Source organism: Actinacidiphila yanglinensis, assembly GCF_900107965.1.
Classification (GTDB): Bacteria; Actinomycetota; Actinomycetes; order Streptomycetales; family Streptomycetaceae; genus Actinacidiphila; species Actinacidiphila yanglinensis.
In genome coordinates, this window is sequence record NZ_FNVU01000001.1 from 573,083 (window position 1) to 595,131 (window position 22,049).

The following is a 22,049-nucleotide window of genomic DNA, read 5'->3' on the forward strand; positions in this document are numbered from 1 at the left end:
CCGGACCCGATCCATTCCTTCGGGGAGCGCCCCGGCGCGTTGGCCCCCCTCCCCGCAGGACTCCAAATAGCGTCCAGTAGGGTTTGTGCCGCATAAACATCCACACCTACGTGCCCGCGCTCGGGCCGACCGACCAGCAGACGGCCGGAACACTCGGACGCGCGGGCGAGACTCTCGGGAAGGCGCTACGTGAGTCCCAACGGCTCCGACCTCCCCCACCGCCGGGACGGCGTGGGAGGCACCCCCATGTCGCGGCGTCCTGTGCGGCGATGGCTACCGCGGGCGCTGGCCGCGGGCCTGGTCCTGGCGAGCGCTACGGGTTGCTCCTACAAGGACTACCCCCGCCTCGGCATGCCCAGCCCGGCCACGGAACAGGCACCGCGAATCCTCTCCCTCTGGCAGGGCTCCTGGGCCGCCGCACTGGCGACCGGTGTACTGGTATGGGGCCTGATCCTGTGGAGCGTGATCTTCCACCGGCGAAGCCGGACCAAGGTCGAGGTCCCTCCGCAGACCCGCTACAACATGCCGCTCGAGGCCTTTTACACGATCGTTCCGATCGTCGTGGTCGCGGTGCTGTTCTACTTCACCGCCCGGGACGAGTCGAAGCTGCTGAGCACCTCCCAGAAGCCCCAGCACGTGATCAACGTGGTCGGCTTCCAGTGGAGCTGGGGCTTCAACTACCTGGAGAACGTGGACGGCAACCCCGCCACCCCGAAGGGGGTGCCCGGGGAGATCAAGGACATCCCGCAGAACAAGCTGGACTTCCAGCCGGGTGAGGAAGGCGTCTACGACGTCGGCACCGCCGCCAGCAAGGACCCGGACACCGGTCTGCCGGGTCCGACCCTGTGGCTGCCGGAGGGCCAGACGGTCCGCTTCGTGCTGACCTCGCGTGACGTCATCCACGACTTCTGGATCGTGCCCTTCCTGATGAAGATGGACGTCGTCCCCGGCCACACCAACGCCTTCCAGGTCACCCCGAACAAGATCGGTGACTTCAAGGGCAAGTGCGCCGAGCTCTGCGGTGTGGACCACTCCCGGATGCTGTTCAACGTCAAGGTGGTCACGCCGGCGCAGTACGAGCAGCACCTCAAGGACCTGGCGGCAAAGGGTCAGACCGGTTATCTGCCGTCGGGCATTGCCACCACGGGCAACGCGAAGAACTCGGAGCCCAAGACCACATGAGCATTCTCAACGAACCTCAAGGAGCGGCGGCCGCCGAGGACTCCTACGAGGACGAAATCCCGGCCCGGACCAAGAAACCCGGCTCGATCGCGGTGTCGTGGCTCAGCACCACCGACCACAAGACCATCGGCACGATGTACCTGGTGACGTCGTTCGCCTTCTTCCTCATCGGCGGCGTGCTCGCGCTGCTGATGCGCGCCGAGCTGGCCCGTCCGGGCAACCAGATCCTGTCCAACGAGCAGTTCAACCAGGCGTTCACGATGCACGGCACCGTGATGCTGCTGATGTTCGCGACGCCGCTGTTCGCGGGCTTCACCAACTGGATCATGCCGCTGCAGATCGGCGCGCCCGACGTGGCGTTCCCGCGGCTGAACATGTTCGCCTACTGGCTCTACCTGTTCGGCTCGCTGATCGCGGTGGGTGGCTTCGTCACCCCGCAGGGCGCGGCGGACTTCGGCTGGTTCGCGTACTCCCCGCTGTCCAGCGCGGTGAACTCGCCCGGCGTCGGCGCCGACATGTGGATCATGGGTCTGGCGCTCTCCGGCTTCGGCACGATCCTGGGTGCGGTCAACTTCATCACCACGATCATCTGCATGCGCGCTCCGGGCATGACGATGTTCCGGATGCCGATCTTCTGCTGGAACGTGCTGCTGACCGCGGTGCTCGTCCTGCTCGCCTTCCCGGTGCTCGCGGCCGCGCTGCTGTGTCTGGAAGCGGACAGAAAATTCGGGGCGCACGTCTTCGACGCGGCCAACGGCGGGGCGCTGCTGTGGCAGCACCTGTTCTGGTTCTTCGGCCATCCCGAGGTGTACATCATCGCGTTGCCGTTCTTCGGCATCATCTCCGAGGTCATCCCGGTCTTCAGCCGCAAGCCGATGTTCGGCTACATCGGCCTGATCGCCGCGACGATCTCCATCGCGGGCCTGTCCGTGACGGTGTGGGCGCACCACATGTACGTCACCGGCGGCGTGCTGCTCCCGTTCTTCTCGTTCATGACCTTCCTGATCGCGGTACCGACCGGTGTGAAGTTCTTCAACTGGATCGGCACCATGTGGAAGGGTTCGCTGAGTTTCGAGACACCGATGCTCTGGTCCATCGGATTCCTGATCACCTTCACCTTCGGTGGTCTGACCGGTGTGATCCTGGCGGCGCCGCCGCTGGACTTCCACGTCTCCGACTCGTACTTCGTGGTCGCGCACTTCCACTACGTCGTCTTCGGCACCGTGGTGTTCGCGATGTTCGCCGGATTCCACTTCTGGTGGCCGAAGATGACCGGCAAGATGCTCGACGAGCGGCTCGGGAAGATCACCTTCTGGACGCTGTTCATCGGCTTCCACGGCACCTTCCTGGTCCAGCACTGGCTGGGCGTGGAGGGCATGCCGCGCCGCTACGCGGACTACCTCGCGGCGGACGGCTTCACCACGCTGAACACGGTCTCCACGATCAGCTCGTTCCTGCTCGGCCTGTCGATCCTGCCGTTCCTGTACAACGTGTGGAAGACCGCGAAGTACGGCAAGAAGGTCGAGGTCGACGACCCCTGGGGCTACGGCCGTTCGCTGGAGTGGGCGACCTCCTGCCCGCCGCCGCGGCACAACTTCCTCTCCCTGCCCAAGATTCGCTCGGAATCCCCGGCGTTCGACCTGCACCACCCGGAGATCGCGGCCATGGACGCGCTCGCCCACAGCGGCGCCCCGGCCTCCGCGCTGTCCGGCTCGGATGAGACGGAGGCCGGCAAGTGAAGGTCCAAGGCAAGATGTTCCTGGGCTTCGCCGCCTTCATCCTGGCGACGGCGGTGGTCTACGGCTTCTGGTCCAAGGAGGCGGCCGGTACCACGGCGCTCTTCATGGCCTTCGCCCTGTGCACCATGATCGGCTTCTACCTGGCGTTCACCGCCCGGCGGGCCGACACCGGCGCCCAGGACCGTGAGGACGCGGACGTCGCCGACGATGCCGGCGAGCTGGGCTTCTTCAGCCCGCACAGCTGGCAGCCGCTCGCCCTGGGCGTCGGCGGCAGCCTGGCCTTCCTCGGCATCATCTTCGGCTGGTGGCTGCTGTTCTTCTCGCTGCCGGTGATCCTGGTCGGCGTGTACGGCTGGGTCTTCGAGTACTACCGCGGTGAGAGCCGCACCCAGTAACGCGCACCGCAGAACGCCGAGGGCGGGTCCGGACACCAGTACGGTGCTCCGGGCCCGCCCTCACCGTTTTGCAGGCGCCCACCGCGCGGAATCCGGTGGCCGTTCATAGCGTGAGGCCATGAACCACCTCCCCGAACGCTCCCGCATCCGCCGGCTGATAACCGTGCGCCGCGCGATACTCGCGGCGCCCCTCGCGATAGGGCTCGCCGCGTGCAGCGGTGGCGGAAATCCGCTGGCAGCATCCCCCCACGACGCCGCCGCGAAGGTCACCTTCGGTACCTCCAGCGGCGGGAAGGCCAATCCGGCCAAGCCCCTCCAGGTCTCCGTTCCGAACGGCTCGCAGATCACCGACGTCACCGCGACCGACTCCACCGGGCGGTACGTCAGCGGCCAGCTCAGCGCCGACAGCAAGCGCTGGCACTCCACGACCCCCCTCGCCGCCGGTGCCCACTACACCGTTCGGGTGAGTACCGAGGACTCCGGCGGCCACCCCGGCCGTAAGACCCTCACCTTCGACACCACCGGAGCGGCCGCCGGTTTCCACGTCACCTTCGGCCCGAACGCCGGCACCTACGGCGTCGGAGAGCCGATCACCGCGTCGCTCAGCGCCCCGGTCAAGGACAAACAGTCCCGCGCGGTCGTGGAGTCCCACCTGCAGGTCGCCAGCACCCCCAGCGCCGCCACAGGCTCCTGGTACTGGGTCGACGACCGCACCCTGCACTACCGCCCCAGCACCTACTGGCCCGCGCACGCCACGATCAGCGCGCGCAGCACCCTCAGCGGCGTGCAGATCTCCAAGAAGCTCTACGGCGGCACCGACAAGGCGCTCACCATCCACACCGGCGACCGCATCGAGGCGCTCACCGACGCGTCCACCGACCACATGACCTTCAAGGACGACGGGAAGGTGGTCCGCACCCTCCCGGTCACCACCGGAAAGCCCGGCTTCGACACCCGCAACGGCATCAAGGTGGTGCTGGACAAGGAGTCGTTCGTCCAGATGAAGAGCTCGACGGTCGGCATCGCCGCGGGCAGCGCGGACTCGTACGACCTGCCGGTCTACTGGGCCACCCGGGTGACATGGAGCGGTGAGTACGTGCACGCCGCGCCGTGGTCGGTCGGCTCGCAGGGCTATGCCAACGTCAGCCACGGCTGCACCGGCATGAGCACCGCGGACGCCGAGTGGTTCTTCGACCACGTCCGGGTCGGCGACATCGTGCAGGTCGTCAACAGCCAGGGGCCGATGATGACGCCGTTCGACAACGGCTTCGGTGACTGGAACCTGAGCTGGTCCCAGTGGAAGAAGGGCAGCGCCCTGAACGGCGGTTCCGGCGGCACCGGTGGCGGCACCACCAGCGGCTCCGGCAGCAACGACGGTGGTACCGACCAGGACCAGACCACTCCGGTCGACGTCCCGGCCGGCAACCCCGCGCGGCTGAGCCCGCAGACTGCCTGATCCGTTGCCGCGTCTTCGCCTCCCGCCCCTTGGACCCGGGGTGGGGGTACCCCCGGACGGAGTCTGGGGGAAGTCGACCGTGCTCGGTCCCCCAGAGCTTCGCCTGGGAGGTGCCCCCGGCTTTCGACACGGCGGGGCCTTTGGCTCAGGCGCTGCATCCGTGGCTGGGCTCACCGTCGGTGCGGGTCGTCGCCCATCGGGTCTACCGGTGGGCGACGGCCTTTGTGGTGGGGTCCAGGCGGCGGTGCAGGAGCACGGCCAGGGCCTCGGTGAGGGCCACCGGGTCCACCGGATGGGTGATCGCGGCGTCGGCGCGGCTCCAGGTGGCCAGCCAGGCGTCCTGCGGGCGGCCGATCAGCACCAGCGCCGGCGGGCAGCGGAAGATCTCGTCCTTCACCTGCCGGCACACGCCCATGCCGCCGGCCGGGTTCGCCTCCCCGTCCAGCACCATCACGTCGATGCCGCCCTTCTCCAACTCGGTGAGGACGGCGGGCTGCGTCGCGCACTCCACGTACTGCACCGGCGGAAGGTCGGCGGAGGGCCGGCGGCCGATCGCGAGCCGGACCTGCTCCCGGGTGTTGGCGTCATCGCTGTAGACCAGCACCGTGGCGGTCGCCTGCATCGTGGCTCCTCCTCGTGAAGGATTTCTCAAGTGGCTCGGATGCTACTCCCGCCAGGTGGTTTCCGAGGAGGGGTCGCTCGATCGAAGGACGCCCAACTAGGCCGTGTGGGTCCCCGAGAGCCCTTGACACACCGAAGGGGGACCCCCGGAGTCAGCGCCGGATAGGGGACCGACATAATGTCGGACGTGGCGACAGCAACAGCAGTAGAAACCGGGCACGCGCACCCGTCGGTCAACCGGCCGAACCTCACCAGCGTCGGAACCATCATCTGGCTGAGTTCCGAGCTGATGTTCTTCGCGGCCCTCTTCGCGATGTACTTCACCCTCCGGTCGGTCACCGGTGAGGCCTTCTGGAAGGCCCACGCCGACGCGCTGAACGTGCCGTTCTCCGCGACGAACACGACGATCCTGGTGCTCTCCTCCTTCACCTGCCAGATGGGCGTGTTCGCCGCCGAGCGCGGCGACGTGAAGAAGCTGCGCTCGTGGTTCATCGTGACCTTCGTGATGGGCGCGATCTTCATCGGCGGCCAGATCTTCGAGTACACCAACCTGGTCAAGAAGGACGGGATCTCGCTCAGCTCCGACCCGTACGGCTCGGTGTTCTACCTGACGACCGGGTTCCACGGGTTGCATGTGACGGGTGGTCTGATCGCGTTCCTGATGGTGCTGGGCCGTACCTACGCGGCCAAGCGGTTCACCCATCAGCAGGCCACCGCAGCCATCGTCGTGTCCTACTACTGGCACTTCGTCGATGTCGTCTGGATCGGCCTGTTCGCCACGATCTACCTGATCAAGTAGCCGGTACCGCGCGGTCGGCGCCGCACCGCACTCCGACGGAGGACGGCGGCCCGCCGACGGCACAGCCAGAAGCATCGACACAAGAGATCCTGACACCGGGGTAATCCGTGAAAAAGCTCTCCGCACGACGGCGCCATCCGCTGGCAGCGCTCGTCGTCCTACTCTTCGCGCTCGCGGCCACCGGGGGGCTGTACGCCGTGCTCGCGCCGGCGCCCAAGGCGCAGGCCGACGCCTCGCAGTCCTCCCTCGCCATCGAGCAGGGCAAGAAGCTCTACTCGGTCGGCTGCGCCAGCTGCCACGGCCAGTCGGGACAGGGCAGCTCCAACGGCCCCAGCCTGGTGGGCGTCGGTTCGGCCGCGGTGGACTTCCAGGTCAGCACCGGCCGGATGCCCGCCAAGCAGCCGGGCCCGCAGGTCGAGGCGAAGAAGAACACGTACGGCCAGAAAGAGATCGACCAGCTCGCCGCGTACGTCGCCTCCCTCGGCCCCGGTCCGGCCACGCCCACCAAGTCCCAGTACAGCCCGGCCAACGCCGACGCCGCCAAGGGCGGTGAGCTGTTCCGGACCAACTGCTCGCAGTGCCACAACTTCGTGGGCAAGGGTGGTGCGCTGACGGAGGGCAAGTTCGCGCCGACCCTCAAGGGCATCAAGGCCAAGGACGTCTACGAGGCCATGCAGACCGGCCCGCAGAACATGCCGTCCTTCCCCGACAGCACCATGCCGTCCGACGCGAAGGCCAACATCATCGCGTACCTGAAGGCCGTGGACTCCGCGCAGAGCCCGAACCCCGGCGGATTCACGCTCGGTACGATCGGCCCGGTCTCCGAGGGGCTGTTCGCCTGGGTCTTCGGCCTCGGCGCGCTGATCGCCCTCGCCACCTGGGTCGCCGCACGGACGACGAAGGCCAAGAAATCATGAGCGACGAGACTGGATCGCACACCGACGTGCCAGAGAACCTGCCGAGCGGGCGGGGCGGTCACGGCGACGAGGTCGCCAAGCCCAACCCGTTCGCCAACCCCGGGCTGCCGCCCCACGAGCACCGGCGCCAGGACATCGACGACAAGGCGGCGAAGCACTCCGAGCGAGTGGTCGCCGGCCTGTTCACGCTGTCGATGCTGGGCACCATCGCCTTCATCGCCTGCTTCGTCATCTTCCCGGTCGACAAGATCGTCTACATCTTCCCGTTCGGGCACGTCAGCGCGCTGAACTTCTCGCTCGGCCTGACCCTGGCCGTGGCGCTGACCGGCATCGGTGCGGGCGCCGTGCACTGGGCCCGCACGCTGATGGCCGACGAGGAGATCGCCGACGAGCGGCACCGGATCGACGCCGACGACGAGCTGCGCGAGAACGTCCGCCAGCAGTGGATCACCGGCGCCAAGGAGAGCGGCTTCGGCCGCCGCAAGCTGATCCGCAACACCATGATGGGCGCGCTCACCATGGTGCCGCTGGCCGGCCTGGTGATCCTGCGCGACCTCGGTCCGCTGCCGGAGAAGAAGCTCGACCACACGCTGTGGGCCAAGGGCAAGCAGCTGATCAACTCCAACACCAACCAGCCGCTGCGTCCCGAGGACGTCGTCGTCGGCTCCCTGACGTTCGCCCAGCCGGACGGACTCGAGGAGTCCCAGGACGACTTCCAGCAGCAGATCGCGAAGGCGGCCCTGATGATCATCCGGCTCAAGCCGGAGGACATCAAGGACAAGCGCGAGCTCGACTGGAGCCACCAGGGCATCGTCGCGTTCTCCAAGATCTGCACCCACGTCGGCTGCCCGATCAGCCTGTACGAGCAGCAGACGCACCACGTCCTGTGCCCGTGCCACCAGTCGACGTTCGACCTCTCCGACGGCGCGCGGGTGCTCTTCGGTCCCGCGGGCCACCCGCTGCCGCAGCTCCGGATCAGTGTCAACAGCCAGGGCAACCTGATCGCCCTCGGTGACTTCGAGGAGCCCGTCGGCCCGGCATTCTGGGAGCGCTCATGAGCACCACGACCGAGGCACCGACCCGCCGGGGCCGTCCGACGAATCCCGGTGAGCGGGTCGCGGAATGGACCGACGGCCGGCTGGGCCTGTACAAGCTGGCCAAGTCCAACCTGCGCAAGGTCTTCCCGGACCACTGGTCCTTCATGCTCGGCGAGGTCTGCCTCTACAGCTTCGTGATCCTCATCCTCACGGGTGTGTATCTGACGCTGTTCTTCCACCCGAGCATGAACGAGGTCGTCTACAACGGCCCGTACGCGCCGCTCGACGGCGTGCGGATGTCCGAGGCGTACGCCTCGACGATGCACATCAGCTTCGAGGTGCGCGGCGGTCTGCTGGTCCGGCAGATCCACCACTGGGCGGCGCTGATCTTCATCGCCGCGATGATCGTGCACATGATGCGCGTCTTCTTCACCGGCGCGTTCCGCAAGCCGCGCGAGCTCAACTGGCTGTTCGGCTGGACGCTGCTGTTCCTGGGCATGTTCACCGGGTTCACCGGCTACTCGCTGCCCGACGACCTGCTGTCCGGCACCGGCGTGCGGTTCATGGAAGGCGCGGTGCTCTCCACGCCGATCGTCGGCACCTACCTGTCGATGTTCCTGTTCGGCGGGGAGTTCCCGGGCCACGACTTCGTCGGCCGCTTCTACTCGGTGCACATCCTGCTGCTACCGGGTCTGATGGCCGGCCTGCTGGTGGCGCACCTGATCCTGGTGTTCTTCCACAAGCACACCCAGTTCCCGGGTGCGGGCAAGACCGAGAAGAACGTGGTCGGCACGCCGCTGCTGCCGATCTACACCGCGAAGGCGGGCGGCTTCTTCTTCCTGGTCTTCGGTGTCATCGCCGCGATCGCCGCGATCGCCACCATCAACCCGATCTGGACGATGGGCCCCTACCGGCCGGACCAGGTGTCCACGGGCGCCCAACCCGACTGGTACATGGGCTTCTCCGAGGGCCTGATCCGTGTGATGCCAGGCTGGGAGATCAGGGCCTGGGGCCACACACTGGTCCTCGGCGTGTTCATCCCGCTGATGATCTTCCCGCTGGTGATGGTGGCCATCGCGGTCTACCCGTTCATCGAGTCGTGGGTCACCGGGGACAAGAGCGAGCACCACCTGCTGGACCGGCCGCGCAACCGGCCGGTGCGGACGGGCTTCGGTGTCGCCTGGCTGACGCTGTACTTCGTGCTGCTGATCGGTGGCGGCAACGACCTGTGGGCCACGCACTTCCACTTGTCGATCAACGCGATCACCTGGTTCGTGCGTGTGAGCTTCTTCGTCGCGCCGGTGATCACCTTCTGGATCACCAAGCGGATCTGCCTCGGGCTGCAACGTCGCGACCGCGACAAGGTGCTGCACGGGCGGGAGAGCGGCATCATCAAGCGGCTGCCGCACGGCGAGTTCATCGAGGTCCACGAACCGCTGTCCCAGCAGCAGCTGCACGTGCTCACCGCGCACGCCCAGCCGCAGCCGCTGGACCTCGGACCCGAGGTCGACGAGAACGGTGTCGAGCGCAAGGTCAGCCCGGTCGCCAAGGTCCAGGCGAGGCTGTCGCGCGGGTTCTACGGCGAGAATTCTCAGATTCCGAAGCCGACGGTGGAGGAGTACGAGGAGATCACCAGCGGGCACGGTCACCACTAGTCGCTGCCAGTCGCTGCGCTGAGCTCAGCCGCGTTACCGGGTCGGGTCCGGCACTCCCTTCGAGTGCCGGGCCCGATCTGTTGTGTTTGGGGCTTGCCGGGTTCGCCCGGGTTCTTCGCGGGTGCGAGCAAACCGGACACCGGCCGGTGGTCCGGACACGACAGGAACAGCCCCCTCGGGCCGGTGGCGACCCGCGCCACGAGCACGGTTGCTCGCGCAGTTCCTCCCCCAGCCCGGCGGCTGGGAGGTGCCCCCAGCGCCCCTTGGTGGTGGACGTTTCTCCGTCAGGGTGTCCCCCGCCCGGGGGTCCCCGCGCCCCTTGGTGGTGGGCGTTTCTTCGTCGGGGTGCCCCTCGCTCGGGGGGTTCCGCGCGCCCTTTGGGGGTGGGCGTCTGCCCGTCGGGGTGCCCTCGCTCGGGGGGTGAATCCCGCGGATCGGAGGGGGCGCCGTGTGCCGATAGGGTGCGCAGGGACGTGTCGCCGTATTCCAGGAGCGTGAAGCCATGAGCGTTGTGCACCCCGCCGGAGGCGACAGTGCGGCAACGCGCGCGTGGCCCGACATCCTGAACGCCCTGATCCGCCGGGAGGACCTCGACGCCGCGGACACCGCGTGGGCGATGGACTCGATCATGCGGGGAGAGGCCACCGACGCGCAGATCGCCGGATTCGCGGTGGCGCTGCGCAGCAAGGGCGAGACCGTGGGCGAGATCGCCGGTCTGGTCGAGGCGATGTACGCGCACGCGACGACGATCGAGGTACCCGGCCCGACCGTGGACGTCGTCGGCACCGGCGGCGACCGCTCGAACTCCGTGAACATCTCGACGATGTCGGCGATCGTGGTGGCCGGCACCGGCGCGAAGGTGGTGAAGCACGGCAGCAAGGCGGCGTCCTCCAAGAGCGGGGCCTCGGACGTGCTGGCGGCGCTGGGGGTGAACCTCGATCTGGCTCCGCAGCGGGTGGTCGAGGTGGCCGAGGAGGCGGGCATCACCTTCTGCTTCGCCGTGCGGTTCCATCCCGCGCTGCGCCATGTGGCCACTGCCCGGGCGGAGTTGGGGGTGGCCACGCCGTTCAACTTCCTCGGCCCGCTGACGAATCCGGCGCGGGTCAGAGCGCAGGCGACCGGCGTCGCGGACCTGCGGATGGCGCCGATCGTCGCCGGGGTGCTGGCCGAACGCGGCTCCTCCGCGCTGGTGTTCCGCGGCGACGACGGCCTCGACGAGCTGACCACCACCGCCACCTCGCAGGTGTGGGAGGTCCGGGACGGCAAGGTCGAGCACGCGGGGTTCGATCCGCGGGACGTCGGCCTGGAGCTGGTTCCGGTGGAGGCGCTGCGCGGCGCCGACGCCGCGTACAACGCGGACGTGGCCCGGCGGCTGCTCGCCGGCGCGCACGGGCCGGTGCGCGACGCGGTCCTGCTCAACTCCGCCGCGGCGCTGACCGCGCTCGGGCCGGCGGGCGGGGGCACGTTGGAGGAGCGGATCGCCGAGGGCCTGGTCCGGGCCGCGGAGTCGATCGACTCGGGCGCGGCCGCGGTCGTGCTGGAGCGGTGGGCGGCGGCCACCCAGGCGTAGGACGTGCCCGGGCGCCCCGGAAGACGAGCGCCCCGGCACGAGGTTGGTCAGGCGCGCGGGCGCAGGACACCGTCCACGGTTCGGACGGCATCTTGCGCCCGCACCGCTGTATGGCACAATCTGTTCTCAGGTCACGAGTGACAGCGCAAAGGCCCCGGCTCGCTGTCCGGCAACCCTCCGTCCGAGGCGGGGTGCCCCGGGTGATGACCAGGCTGTGATGCAGCGAGGCTCACAGCAAGCCGGACTGGGGAGTTCTTTCATGAGCAAGCGAATGCGTTAGGGCCAGTCGGCCCCGGTTCTGCCACCAGCAATTCCGCCCGATCACCATGCTTCGCGCCGCCCGCGCAGCCGCTTCCGGCTGCCGTCGCGTGCGGCTTTCGCCTGCCTTTCGCCGGGAGTTCGCCTTGAGCGTCGTCACCACCAGCACCAGTACCATCACGAGCACCATCCCCAGCTCCCTTTCCGGCTCCGCCGGTGCCGCCACGGTCCGCGCGGCCGAGGAGTGCACCGCCCCCGCCGACTGCCCCGGCTGTACATCGGCCCCGCTGCCCGTGCTCGGCCGGGACGTGCGGGTGCCGCTCGTCACCGGCGGGGAAGTGGGGTACGCCGCCCTCGACTACGCCGCCAGCGCCCCCGCCCTCCAGCGCGTGTGGGACGACATCGCCGCCTACGCGCCGTACTACGGCAGCGTCCACCGCGGCGCCGGCTACCTCTCGCAGCTGTCCACGGACCTGTTCGAGCAGAGCCGGGAGACCGTGGCCGGCTTCCTCGGCTGCCGCCCGGACGACGAGCTGATCTTCACCCGCTCCACCACCGACTCGCTGAACCTGCTGGCCGCCGCGCTCCCGGCCGGCACCCGGATCTACGTGTTCGACACCGAGCACCACGCCGCCCTGCTGCCCTGGCAGCGGGCCGAGGACGCCCGGGTCGAGTACCTGCCGGCGCCGCGCACCCCCGAGCAGGCCGTCGCCTCCCTCGACGTCGCCCTGCACGGCGCCCCGAAGGGCCCGAAGCTGGTCTGCGTGACCGGCGCGTCCAACGTCACCGGCGAGATCTGGCCGGTCCGCGAGCTGGCCGCGGCCGCGCACCGGCACGGCGCCCGGATCGTGCTCGACGCCGCCCAACTCGCCCCGCACCGGCCGGTGGACGTCACCGCGCTCGACGTCGACTGGGTCGCCTTCTCCGGCCACAAGCTCTACGCGCCCTTCGGCGCCGGGGTGCTGGCCGGCCGGGCCGACTGGCTGCGGGACGCCGAGCCCTACCTCGCGGGCGGCGGCGCCACCCGCAAGGTCGCGCGCTCCGGCGACGAGCTGCTGGTCGAGTGGAACTCCGGCACCGCCCGGCACGAGGCCGGCTCGCCCAACGTGATCGGCGCGTACGCCATCGCGTCCGCGTGCAAGGCGCTCACCGAGGCCGGCTTCGACTCCCTCGTCACCCGTGAGCGTGAACTCCTCGACCGGCTGCGGGACGGGCTCGCCGACCTTCCCGAGGTCCGGGTGCTCTCCCTCTTCGGTGCCGGCTCCGCCCGGGTCGGCGTGCTCTCCTTCGTGGTGCAGGGCTGGAACTCCTCGCACCTCGCCGCGGCGCTCTCCGCGGAGTACGGGATCGGCGTGCGGGACGGGCTGTTCTGCGCGCATCCGCTGGTGCGGACGCTGCTCGACACGGAGCCGGACGAGCCCGGGGAGTGCGGTGCGCCGGACGCCGCGCCCGGCGAGCGCTCGCTCAACGCGGTGCGGGTCAGTTTCGGGGCGGGTACTCCCGAGGAGCACGTCGATCGTTTCCTCGGGGCGGTGCGGACCCTCGTCCGCGAGGGGGCGGCGTGGCGCTACCGCACCGAGGGTGGGCGCTGCGTGCCCGTACGGTAACGGGTCCGCCCGGGTGGCCCGGTGCTGTCCGACCCGGACCGTGCGGTCCGCCGTGGCTTGTCGCGCAGTTCCTCGCGCCCCTGGTTGGTGCGGGTCCTTCCGCGGAAAGAGGGCAACCAGCAAGGGGCGCTGGGGGCACCTCCCAGCCGCCAGGCTGGGGGAGGAACTGCGCGAGCAACCCCCTACCGGCAGGTGGTCCGGGAACCGGCGGACCGGGCGGACCGGGCGGAAGACGCACCCTCAGGAATCGAGCCCGATGGAGAACGCCGCCTCGAGGTCGTGCTGGGAGTACGTACGGAAGGCGACGTGCGTATCGGTGACCTCCACCCCGGGAATCTTCGAGATCTGCCCGGGAATGATGTCCGCGAGATCGTCGTGCCGCCCCACCCGTACCAGCGCGACGAGATCGTACGTACCCGTCACCGAGTAGACCTCGCTCACGTGGTCCAGCGAAGCGATCGTCTCGGCGATCTCCGGAATCCGGTCCACTGAGGTCTTGATGAGGACGATCGCGGTGATCACGGCTGGATGTCTCCTTGGGTGGGCCCGATGACGACGCTCACCTTACGCCGTGGCCGGTAGCAGGCCCATGCGCACAGGAACCCGAACGCGAAGCCGACCACGTGGGCGAGGTACGCCACTCCGGGGCCGCCCTGCGCGGTCTGCGCGGCGAGCCACTGCAGGACGAACCAGAAGCCGAGCACGATCCAGGCCGGGAACCGCAGCGGCACGAAGAAGAGGAACGGGAAGAGGCTGGTGACCCGGGCCTTGGGATAGAGGTAGAGGTAGGCGCCGAGGGCTCCGGAGATCGCTCCGGAGGCGCCGACCAGGCTCTGGGTGTCGTCGGGGTTGGCGAGCGCGAAGCCGTACGTGGCGAGATAGCCGGCCGCGAGGTAGAAGAGGGCGAACCTGACCCGGCCCATGCGGTTCTCGACGTTGTCGCCGAAGACATAGAGGAAGAGCATGTTGCCGATCAGGTGCAGCCAGCCGCCGTGCAGGAACATCGAGGTGAGCACGGACAGGAACGGCACCTTGGGGAACGGCCGGGGGACGGGGCAGCCCGCCGGCAGGTCGAGTTCGCCGACCGGCAGCCGGCCGTGGAAGAGCTCGGTCGGGATGACGCCCCAGCGGTCGAAGTAGACCGCCTGCACGCACTGGAACGCGTGCCCGCTCCCGCCGGCCCGGACGAAGCCGGAGAGCGGGCCGAGCAGGAACACCACGGTGCACAGCCCGATGAGCGTGTAGGTCACGACCGGCGGGCGGCGGACCGGGTTCTTGTCGTACACCGGGATGACCATGCATTGATCATGACGGAACGGGCGTAACCGGCAAAGACCGCCTCGCCGCAGCGCGCCGCGGCTCCGAGGCCGTAGGGTGACCGGGGCACACACGCCCCCCGGGATGGGTATGGGTGACCACAGTCCGCCAAGTAGACGCACCGACACGAGAAGAGGTGCCGAGCCGATGACGGTTCCCCTGCCGACCGCGACCACCCGGTGGCGCTGCACATTGTGCGGCAATCTCACGAGGTTCGACGTCACCCGCTCGACGCGGGTGGTGGAGTACGTCCATCTCGACCTCGGGGGCGAGCCGCGCACCGAGGAGACCGAGGTGCTGAGCGAGACCGTCGAGTCCGTGCGCTGCCGCTGGTGCAACGCGGTCGACCAGGTCGAACTGGTGGACCGCCCCGGCAAGGACGTGACGGACGGTTCCGCGCGGGGTTGAGCTCTGTTACGGGGACAATGGAAGCAGGAGCAGGCGGCGGCCGGAGGGATCGAAGGGGGCCGGGAGGGCGCCGTGGAACCCGACAGGGAGTGACTGGTGGATGGTAACGGCGGCCAACCGCGCCCCGAGCAGAGCGGGCCGGGCGCCGGAGCGACGCGGGGCGCCGAGCCGGTGGAGCAGGCCGCGGCCGAGGGGGGTGCCGCGCTGCCCGGCGGCGCCGGATCGGCCGGCCCCGTAGGCCCGGCCGAGCCTTCCGCCGAGCCTGCGCGGAGCCCCGGGGCCGCCGAGGGTGCCGAGCCCGTCGAGTCCGGTGGTGCTCCCGACTCCGAGGAAGGCGCCGGGCCCACCGAGGGCGCCGAGCCCGTGGAGCCCGCACTCGACCGGCCGCTGCCCGAGGGCGTGCGCCACCGCGTCGTCGCCATCGCCGCCGACGCGTTCGGCGGGTTCACCTACCCCGAGTTGCCGGTGTCACTGCGACCGTACGCCCGTTTCACGCCGTCGCGCCGGGTGAAGTACGCCGCGACCGCGCTGGCCGCGGCGCTGGAGTCCGACCCGGCCTTCCGGCAGAAGGTCGCCGGGCGGCTGCGGGAGGCGCAGCCGGAGCTGACCGGTGCGCTGGACGCGGGCAGCCCGCCGCCGGCCGCCGAACCGCTGGACGTCGCCGCGGCGGCGTACCTGCTGCGGCCGGCCGGGTGGGCCAAGCTCGTGGCGACCGCGGGCGAGGAGGCCCAGCGGGCCGAGGCCGAGCGGGCCGACGAGGAGACCGCGCGCGAACTCGTGCGGCTGCGCGAGGAGGTGGCCGCGCTCCAGGCCCAGATCCGCGCCGACGCGACCCGTGCCCGCGGCGAGCTGGAGGCCGTGCGCAAGGACGGCGACGCGCTGCACCGCAAGCTGCGGGCCGCGCACAGCGACGTGAAGCGGGCCGAGTCCGCGCAGCGCAAGCTCCAGGCGGAGCTGGACGAGACGCGGGCCGCCGCGGCGCGGGAGCGTGCCGCGGCCGAGAGTGACGCGCGCCGGCTGCGGGCCCGGCTCACCGAGGCCGAGGCGGCGGTGGAGGCGGGCCGGCGCGCGGTGCGGGAGGGGCGCAGCGTGGAGGAGGTGCGGCTGCGGCTGCTGCTGGACACCGTGCTGGACGCCGCCGCCGGACTGCGCCGCGAGCTGGCGCTGCCGCCGCGCGACACGCTCGGGGTGCTGCCCGCGGACACCGTGGACGCGGTCGCGCCCGGTTCCTTCAGCGCGCGCGACATCGCCACGCGGGCGCTGTCCGAGACCGATCCGGCGCTGCTCGACCAGTTGCTGGCGCTGCCGCAGGCGCACCTGGTGGTCGACGGCTACAACGTGACCAAGACCGGTTATCCGGCACTGCCGTTGGAGAAGCAGCGGCTGCGGCTGCTGGGCGGTCTCGCGGCGCTGGCCGCGCAGAGCGGCGCCGAGGTGACGTGCGTGTTCGACGGGGCCGATCTGGACATGCCGGTGCTGCTCGCCCCGCCACGCGGGGTGCGGGTGCTGTTCTCCAAGGCCGGTGAGACCGCGGACGAGTTGATCCGCCGGCTGGTGCGGGCCGAGCCGCCGGGGCGGCAGATCGTGGTGGTCTCCGCGGACCGCGAGGTCGCCGACGGCGTCGCGAAGGCGGGCGCCCGCCCGGTGGCGTCGGTGCTGCTGCTCAAGCGGCTCGCGCGGGTCTGACGCGGCCGCCCGGCCGGCACCCGCGGGGAGCCGGTGCCCGGTCGGGATGCGGGCGAATACGGTCCGAATGCGGTCCGGATCCGGACGAATGCGGGCGGATCCGGTCGGACGTCGGTGGACGATGGCGGGAGTGGCCTGCCGCCCTTCGTCAACTGACCTGCTGAACGGGGGAGTTCAGCTGTGAAGACGGTGTGCAGCGGACGCGAACGCCCTTCGTGCGCCGCGTCGTGACGGCGTGAACTCCTGGAAGTTTTCGCGCCGTTCGGCGCCGCTGGGCGTTCACGAGCGCACGATCGCCAACGCAGCGTTCGTTATTCCTCACCCCGGGTACCTGCCGCGTAAAGAATATGCGAAGCGGTCGAGATTTTGCCTGCAAGGATTTGAACCGATCACAGTCCGGTCACTAAGGTCTGGGCTCGTACCTCCGCGCAGTCGATCATCCAACCCGGGTGGCGCTCGGAGGCCGCCCGCCAGTGAACCGGTAGGCGGCTGAAGGAAGAAGGAGACCGCCTTCGTGGCGTCCCACCGTCGTCCCAAGCCGGCAAGCCGCATGCGCGTCACCGTACTGACCGCCACCGCGGCAGCAGCGGTCGCACTGTCCTCGCAGGCCGCCAACGCCGCCCCCGCCAAGGAGTCCGTCAAGGACGCCAAGTCCAAGGTGGACGCGCTCTACTCGCAGGCCGAGCAGGCCACGCAGAAGTACGACGCGGCGAACGAGAAGCTGTCGTCCCTGCAGAAGGACGCCTCCAACCTCCAGGACCAGGTGGCCCGGCAGCAGGAGACCCTGAACAAGCTCCGGGACAGCATCGGCGTCATCGCGGCCTCGCAGTACCGGAGCGGCGGCATCGACCCGTCGCTCCAGCTCTTCCTCTCGTCGAACCCGGACGACTACCTGGCGCAGGCGAGTTCGCTCGACCAGATCACCTCGCTGCAGGCCGGCGCGCTGACCCAGCTGGAGAACGCCAAGCAGACGCTCGACCAGGAGCGGGCGGAGGCGACCGCGAAGCTCGCCGAGGTGCAGAGCACGCGTGCGGACCTCGCCAAGAACAAGGCGGACGCGAAGGCGAAGCTGGCCAAGGCGCAGGGCGTGCTCAACGGCCTCACCGCGGCGCAGCGCGCGGCGATGCAGCAGCAGGACCTCGACGCGGCCAACCGGGCCAGCTCCCGGGTCGACCTCGGCAACTCCAAGGCGGCCACCGCCCTCGCGCAGGCCGCCTTCAACGCCGCCAAGACCAAGATCGGCGACCCGTACTACTACGGCGCCACCGGGCCCAGCCAGTTCGACTGCTCGGGCCTGACCTCCTGGGCGTACGCGCAGGCCGGTGCCTCCATACCCCGGACCTCGGAGGAGCAGGCGAACGCCGGCACCCGGATCTACAGCGCCTCCCAACTCGGCGTCGGCGACCTGGTGATCTTCTACGGCGACTACCACCACGTCGGGCTCTACGCGGGCAACGGCATGGTGCTGCACGCCCCGAAGCCGGGTGCCGTGGTGCGGTACGAGGCGATGAGCGACATGCCCTTCGAGTTCGGCGTGCGGATCTGACGCAGGCCGCGGGAGAGGGCTCCCGGGCGACCGTCCCGTTCGGATCGGCGGTCGCTCGGCGGTGCTCGTTCGTATGACATTCGGCGCGGGCCGTGACGCGCCCGACCCCCCTACGGCGTACGAGTGATGAACACCTTGCCGAGAGGCCGCACCGCGGGGGCGTGACCTGCGCTTCACGCCCGGCGGCCCGGTCCGGGGTGCCCGGGGATCTTTGAACACGGCGCCACCGCGCGGTTACTGTCTGCGCTCGTGGCTTCCCATCGACGCACCCCGCACCAGGGCATCGCTGCCCGCACCACCAGGGTCACCGTGCTGTCGGCGGCGGCCGCGGCCACCGCCGCGCTGTCCGGCGGTGCCGCCCAGCTCGCGGCGGCCGACCCCTCCGGTGGTACCGCCCCGGACGCCGCGACCCGGCTGGACGGGCTCTACCAGCAGGCCGAGCAGGCCACGCAGAAGTACGACGCCGCCCAGGAGACCGCGAAGCAGCTGCGCGGCGAGGTCGCCGACCTCCAGGACCGCGCCGCGCGCGGCCAGCAGCGGGTCAACGCGCTCCGCGACGACCTGGGCGCGGTGGCGGCCTCGCAGTACCGCGAGGGCGCCGTCGATCCGACGCTGGCGCTGCTGCTGTCCGACCACCCGGCGCAGTACCTCGACCAGGCGTCCGCGCTCGACCGGCTCGGCGAACGCCAGGTCGCCCAGCTCGACGAACTCCAGGACGCCGAGCGGACGTTGCGGCTGCAGCGGAGCGAGGCCGCCGGCAAGCTGGCCGAGCTGCAGGGCGTCACCAACCAGCTCCAGCACCGCAAGAAAGCCGTGCAGACCGCGCTGGCCGGCGCCCAGGCGGTACTGTCCGGGATGCCGCCGGCCCAGCGCGCCGCCTTCCGCGCCGGCGGCGACCCGCGCGCCTCCCGCGACCAGGTGCTGCCGCCGCTGCTGAACCTGCCCGCGTCCTCCGGCCGGGCCGCGATCGCCGTGGCCGCGGCCCGCCGCATGCTCGGCGCGCCCTACGTGTGGGGCGCCACCGGCCCGGGCTCCTTCGACTGCTCCGGGCTGATGCAGTACGCCTACGCACAGGCCGGGGTGGCGCTGCCGCGGACCTCCCAGGAGCAGATGAACGCCGGACCGCACATCCCGCTGGACCAGGCCCGCCCCGGCGACCTGGTGATCTACCGCTCCGACGCCAGCCACGTGGGGATGTACGTGGGCGGCGGGCAGGTCATCCACGCGCCCTACCCGGGTGCGCGGGTGCGCTACGACCCGGTGAACATGATGCCGATCACCGCGATCACCCGTCCGTAGGACGCATCTGCCGGGGCCGCGCGGGCGCCGGGGGCGGAGCAGCATCCCGGGGCCGCCGGCGGAGGCCGTACGATCGGCTGCGTGCGGGTTGGGAAGCGGTGGGTGCGGGCCTTCGCGGTGGCCGTGAGCGGGGTGCTCCTCGTCGGCGGGTGCACGACGGGCGGGAAGAAGGCGGCGGCCGGGTCCGGGGTAGACGCGGCCGCGCGCAGCCTGCTCGCGCAGCATGCCGCCGCGGTGCTGCACCACGACCGCACCGCGTTCCTCGCCGGGATCGACCCGTCCGCGACGAGCTTCCGCGCCCGGCAGAGCAAGGTGTTCGGCAACCTCGCCGAGGTGCCGCTCGCCGCCTGGTCGTACCAGCTCGTCCGGACCGGGGCCTTCCCGCTGCCGCCCACCGCCGACGGCACCCGCCGCACCGCCGCGGAGGTGCGGCTGAGCTACCGGCTGCGCGGCTACGACGCCCGGCCGGTGGTCTCCACCGCGTACCTCACCCTCGCCCGGCATGGCACCCGCTGGTACCTGGCCGGCGACCAAGACGGCTCGGTCGGCGCGGCCGGCGGCCACCGCACGGCCGTCCAGCTGTGGGACCAGGGCCCGGTACGGGTGGTACGCGGGGCGCACAGCCTGGTGCTGGGGCTCGGCGCCGCGCGCACCCTGCGCGGCTACGCCGACGACGCCGACAAGGCGGTGCCCGAGGTGCGCCACGCGTTCGGCTCCGGCTGGCCGGGCAGCGTGGTGATCGAGGCGCCCTCCACCCTCGACCAGATGGCGGCGCTGCTCGCGGTGAAGCCCGCCGACTACCAGGACATCGCCGCGGTCACCACCGGCGAGGGCGGCGGCAACGCGGCAGCGCCCGCGGACCGGGTGATCGTCAACCCGGCGGCGTTCGGTGAACTGTCCGCGTTCGGGCGGCAGGTGGTGCTCACCCACGAGACCACGCACGTCGCCACCCGGCTGTCCACCACCGCGCACACCCCGCTGTGGCTGTCGGAGGGCGTCGCGGACTGGGTGGCCTACCGCGACTCCGGGCGCACCGCCCCCGAGATCGCGCCCGAACTCGCCGCCGACGTCAAGGCCGGCCGCACCCCCACCGCGCTGCCCACCGACGCCGACTTCCGCTCCACCGCCGGGAACCTCGCGCAGGCATACGAGGGCGGCTGGCTCGCCTGCCGGATGATCGCCGACCAGTGGTCGCCGGAGACACTGACCGCGTTCTACCGCGCGGTGGCGAAGGGCGGCACGCTGGACGCCCGGCTGCGGGCCTCGCTCGGCATCGGGCTCGCGGAGTTCACCACCCGGTGGCGGTCCTCCGTGGAACAGGAGTTGGGGTGAGCGGGCAGGACGGGCACGACGACGAGGGCCGTGACGGCGCTCCGGGCGGCGGTGGCGGCCCGGGCCCCGGCGACGGGGACGGCGGGCCCGACTTCACGCCCGAGCAAGTAGCCCGGGGGCGGGCGCTGCGGCGGCAGGTGCTGCCGCTGTCACTGGCCTCCTCCGCGGCCTCCCTCGCGCTGCTGCTCGCCCTCGGGCTGACCTCCGGCGGAGCGCACCTGGTCGCGGCGTTCGGCACCGGGTGGGCGGTGCGGGTGGTGGGCGCCGCGATCACGCTGGTGCTGCTGGAGGAGGTGCTGTCGCTGCCGTTCGCCGCGCGGGGGCGGGTGATCCGGGTCCGGTACGGCCTGGTCACCCAGGGCTGGCGGGGCTGGGCGGCGGACCGGCTGCGCGGGCTGCTGGTGTCCCTGCCGCTGGCCTTCGGCGCGCTCTTCGCGGTCTACGCGCTGGCCGGGGTGACCCGCTGGTGGTGGGCGTGGGCGGCGCTCGGGGCGGCCGTGCTGACCCTGGCGCTCTCCTTCCTCGCGCCGCTCGTCCTCGAACCGCTCTTCAACCGCTTCCGCCCCATGGAGCCGGGACCGCTGCGCGACACCCTGCTCGCCCTCGCCGACCGCGACGGCGTCGCCGTACGCGATGTCCTGGTCGCCGACGCCTCCCGCCGCACCACCGCGCTCAACGCGTACGTGTCCGGGCTCGCCGGCACCCGGCGGATCGTCGTCTACGACACGCTGCTCACCACGGCGGACCCGCGCGAGGTCGAACTCGTCGTCGCCCACGAACTCGGCCACGTCGTCCACCGCGACGTGGCGCGCGGCACCGTGTTCGGCGCGGTCGGCGCCGCCGCGGGCGCCTGCGTACTGGCCGCCGTCGTCAGCTGGGACCCGCTGCTGCACGCGGCCGGGGTCCGGCACTTCGCCGACCCCCGCTCCGCCTGGCTGCTCGCCGCCGTCGCCGCGGTCGGCGGCGCCCTGGCCGGACCGCTCACCGCCGCCCTCAGCCGCCGCATCGAGCGCCGCGCCGACCGGCACGCCCTCGACACCACCGCCGACCCGGACCTGTTCATCGCGATGCAGCGCCGCCTCACCGTCGCCAACGTCGCCGACCCGGCGCCGCCCCGCCTCGCCCACGCCCTGCTCGGCAGCCACCCCACCCCGGCCGAACGCATCGCGGCCGCCCGCACCTGGAGCGCCCGGCACACCGGATGAGCGGTGCCGCGCAGGGGAGG

Annotated in this window: 19 protein-coding genes and 1 riboswitch; of the genes, 16 read left to right on the forward strand and 3 right to left on the reverse strand. The window is 70.9% G+C overall.

Features of this window, described 5'->3' with window-relative positions; genetic code table 11:
• Window positions 1-189 precede the first annotated feature (189 nt).
• The 4 genes from ctaC to C4U44_RS02380 all read left to right on the forward strand — a co-directional run bounded on the left by ctaC (window position 190) and on the right by C4U44_RS02380 (window position 4,772).
• Window positions 190-1,182, forward strand: coding sequence for an aa3-type cytochrome oxidase subunit II (gene ctaC, locus C4U44_RS02365; RefSeq protein ID WP_103883854.1), 993 nt, complete (start codon window positions 190-192; stop codon window positions 1,180-1,182).
• Window positions 1,179-2,921, forward strand: coding sequence for an aa3-type cytochrome oxidase subunit I (ctaD, locus tag C4U44_RS02370; protein ID WP_103883855.1), 1,743 nt, complete (start codon window positions 1,179-1,181; stop codon window positions 2,919-2,921). The genes ctaC and ctaD overlap by 4 nt, the downstream gene beginning before the upstream one ends.
• Entirely contained in the window at window positions 2,918-3,316 is a 399-nt protein-coding gene (locus tag C4U44_RS02375; protein ID WP_103883856.1) for a cytochrome c oxidase subunit 4, read from the forward strand. The genes ctaD and C4U44_RS02375 overlap by 4 nt, the downstream gene beginning before the upstream one ends.
• 118 nt (window positions 3,317-3,434) lie before the next feature.
• On the forward strand, window positions 3,435-4,772 hold the full coding sequence (locus C4U44_RS02380) for a L,D-transpeptidase (protein ID WP_103883857.1): 1,338 nt from the start codon (window positions 3,435-3,437) through the stop codon (window positions 4,770-4,772).
• Between the two features lie 202 nt (window positions 4,773-4,974).
• Here C4U44_RS02380 and C4U44_RS02385 read toward each other — a convergent pair whose 3' ends face one another.
• Window positions 4,975-5,394, reverse strand: a complete 420-nt coding sequence (locus C4U44_RS02385; RefSeq protein ID WP_103883858.1) for a hypothetical protein — start codon at window positions 5,392-5,394, stop codon at window positions 4,975-4,977.
• 177 nt (window positions 5,395-5,571) lie between these two features.
• Between C4U44_RS02385 and ctaE the strand changes: the two genes are divergently transcribed.
• The 6 genes from ctaE to C4U44_RS02415 all read left to right on the forward strand — a co-directional run bounded on the left by ctaE (window position 5,572) and on the right by C4U44_RS02415 (window position 13,236).
• Complete coding sequence (gene ctaE, locus C4U44_RS02390) at window positions 5,572-6,192, forward strand: aa3-type cytochrome oxidase subunit III (protein WP_103883859.1); 621 nt, start codon at window positions 5,572-5,574, stop codon at window positions 6,190-6,192.
• A gap of 107 nt (window positions 6,193-6,299) precedes the next feature.
• A complete protein-coding gene (qcrC, locus tag C4U44_RS02395; RefSeq protein ID WP_103883860.1) occupies window positions 6,300-7,109 on the forward strand; it encodes a cytochrome bc1 complex diheme cytochrome c subunit in 810 nt (269 codons plus the stop codon).
• Complete coding sequence (qcrA, locus tag C4U44_RS02400; RefSeq protein WP_103883861.1) at window positions 7,106-8,167, forward strand: cytochrome bc1 complex Rieske iron-sulfur subunit; 1,062 nt, start codon at window positions 7,106-7,108, stop codon at window positions 8,165-8,167. Before qcrC ends, qcrA begins: the two co-directional genes overlap by 4 nt.
• Window positions 8,164-9,801, forward strand: a complete 1,638-nt coding sequence (gene qcrB / locus C4U44_RS02405) for a cytochrome bc1 complex cytochrome b subunit (protein WP_103883862.1) — start codon at window positions 8,164-8,166, stop codon at window positions 9,799-9,801. The genes qcrA and qcrB overlap by 4 nt, the downstream gene beginning before the upstream one ends.
• 502 nt (window positions 9,802-10,303) lie before the next feature.
• A complete protein-coding gene (trpD, locus tag C4U44_RS02410) occupies window positions 10,304-11,371 on the forward strand; it encodes an anthranilate phosphoribosyltransferase (protein ID WP_103883863.1) in 1,068 nt (355 codons plus the stop codon).
• A gap of 129 nt (window positions 11,372-11,500) precedes the next feature.
• Window positions 11,501-11,618: riboswitch (SAM riboswitch) on the forward strand.
• Window positions 11,619-11,817: 199 nt separating this feature from the next.
• Window positions 11,818-13,236, forward strand: a complete 1,419-nt coding sequence (locus C4U44_RS02415) for an aminotransferase class V-fold PLP-dependent enzyme (RefSeq protein WP_103884169.1) — start codon at window positions 11,818-11,820, stop codon at window positions 13,234-13,236.
• Between the two features lie 240 nt (window positions 13,237-13,476).
• Here C4U44_RS02415 and C4U44_RS02420 read toward each other — a convergent pair whose 3' ends face one another.
• Window positions 13,477-13,758: an Lrp/AsnC family transcriptional regulator gene (locus tag C4U44_RS02420; RefSeq protein ID WP_103883864.1), complete on the reverse strand. Its 282-nt coding sequence runs from the start codon at window positions 13,756-13,758 to the stop codon at window positions 13,477-13,479.
• Window positions 13,755-14,534 carry a rhomboid family intramembrane serine protease gene (locus C4U44_RS02425; protein ID WP_103883865.1) on the reverse strand — a complete coding sequence of 260 codons (780 nt, stop codon included), beginning with the start codon at window positions 14,532-14,534 and terminating at the stop codon, window positions 13,755-13,757. Before C4U44_RS02425 ends, C4U44_RS02420 begins: the two co-directional genes overlap by 4 nt.
• Before the next feature lie 166 nt (window positions 14,535-14,700).
• Here C4U44_RS02425 and C4U44_RS02430 point away from each other — a divergent pair, with 166 nt between their 5' ends.
• From C4U44_RS02430 to C4U44_RS02455, 6 genes are all read left to right on the forward strand, one after another.
• Complete coding sequence (locus C4U44_RS02430) at window positions 14,701-14,961, forward strand: hypothetical protein (protein WP_103883866.1); 261 nt, start codon at window positions 14,701-14,703, stop codon at window positions 14,959-14,961.
• A gap of 363 nt (window positions 14,962-15,324) precedes the next feature.
• Window positions 15,325-16,647, forward strand: a complete 1,323-nt coding sequence (locus C4U44_RS02435) for an NYN domain-containing protein (RefSeq protein ID WP_235031788.1) — start codon at window positions 15,325-15,327, stop codon at window positions 16,645-16,647.
• Between the two features lie 514 nt (window positions 16,648-17,161).
• Entirely contained in the window at window positions 17,162-18,193 is a 1,032-nt protein-coding gene (locus tag C4U44_RS02440) for a C40 family peptidase (RefSeq protein ID WP_103883867.1), read from the forward strand.
• A gap of 249 nt (window positions 18,194-18,442) precedes the next feature.
• Window positions 18,443-19,492 (forward strand): C40 family peptidase, encoded by a 1,050-nt coding sequence (locus tag C4U44_RS02445; protein WP_103883868.1) that lies wholly within the window; start codon window positions 18,443-18,445, stop codon window positions 19,490-19,492.
• An 81-nt stretch (window positions 19,493-19,573) separates the two neighbouring features.
• Entirely contained in the window at window positions 19,574-20,824 is a 1,251-nt protein-coding gene (locus tag C4U44_RS02450; protein ID WP_235031746.1) for a basic secretory family protein, read from the forward strand.
• A complete protein-coding gene (locus C4U44_RS02455; protein WP_103883870.1) occupies window positions 20,821-22,029 on the forward strand; it encodes a M48 family metalloprotease in 1,209 nt (402 codons plus the stop codon). The genes C4U44_RS02450 and C4U44_RS02455 overlap by 4 nt, the downstream gene beginning before the upstream one ends.
• Window positions 22,030-22,049 lie beyond the last annotated feature (20 nt).

Excerpts from the sequence above, each read along its gene's own strand:
- ctaD (WP_103883855.1), top strand. The coding sequence starts at position 1,179 with ATGAGCATTCTCAACGAACCTCAAGGAGCGGCGGCCGCCGAGGACTCC.
- C4U44_RS02380 (WP_103883857.1), top strand. The coding sequence starts at position 3,435 with ATGAACCACCTCCCCGAACGCTCCCGCATCCGCCGGCTGATAACCGTG.
- C4U44_RS02385 (WP_103883858.1), bottom strand. The coding sequence starts at position 5,394 with ATGCAGGCGACCGCCACGGTGCTGGTCTACAGCGATGACGCCAACACC.
- ctaE (WP_103883859.1), top strand. The coding sequence starts at position 5,572 with ATGTCGGACGTGGCGACAGCAACAGCAGTAGAAACCGGGCACGCGCAC.
- qcrA (WP_103883861.1), top strand. The coding sequence starts at position 7,106 with ATGAGCGACGAGACTGGATCGCACACCGACGTGCCAGAGAACCTGCCG.
- qcrB (WP_103883862.1), top strand. The coding sequence starts at position 8,164 with ATGAGCACCACGACCGAGGCACCGACCCGCCGGGGCCGTCCGACGAAT.
- trpD (WP_103883863.1), top strand. The coding sequence starts at position 10,304 with ATGAGCGTTGTGCACCCCGCCGGAGGCGACAGTGCGGCAACGCGCGCG.
- C4U44_RS02425 (WP_103883865.1), bottom strand. The coding sequence starts at position 14,534 with ATGGTCATCCCGGTGTACGACAAGAACCCGGTCCGCCGCCCGCCGGTC.
- C4U44_RS02430 (WP_103883866.1), top strand. The coding sequence starts at position 14,701 with ATGACGGTTCCCCTGCCGACCGCGACCACCCGGTGGCGCTGCACATTG.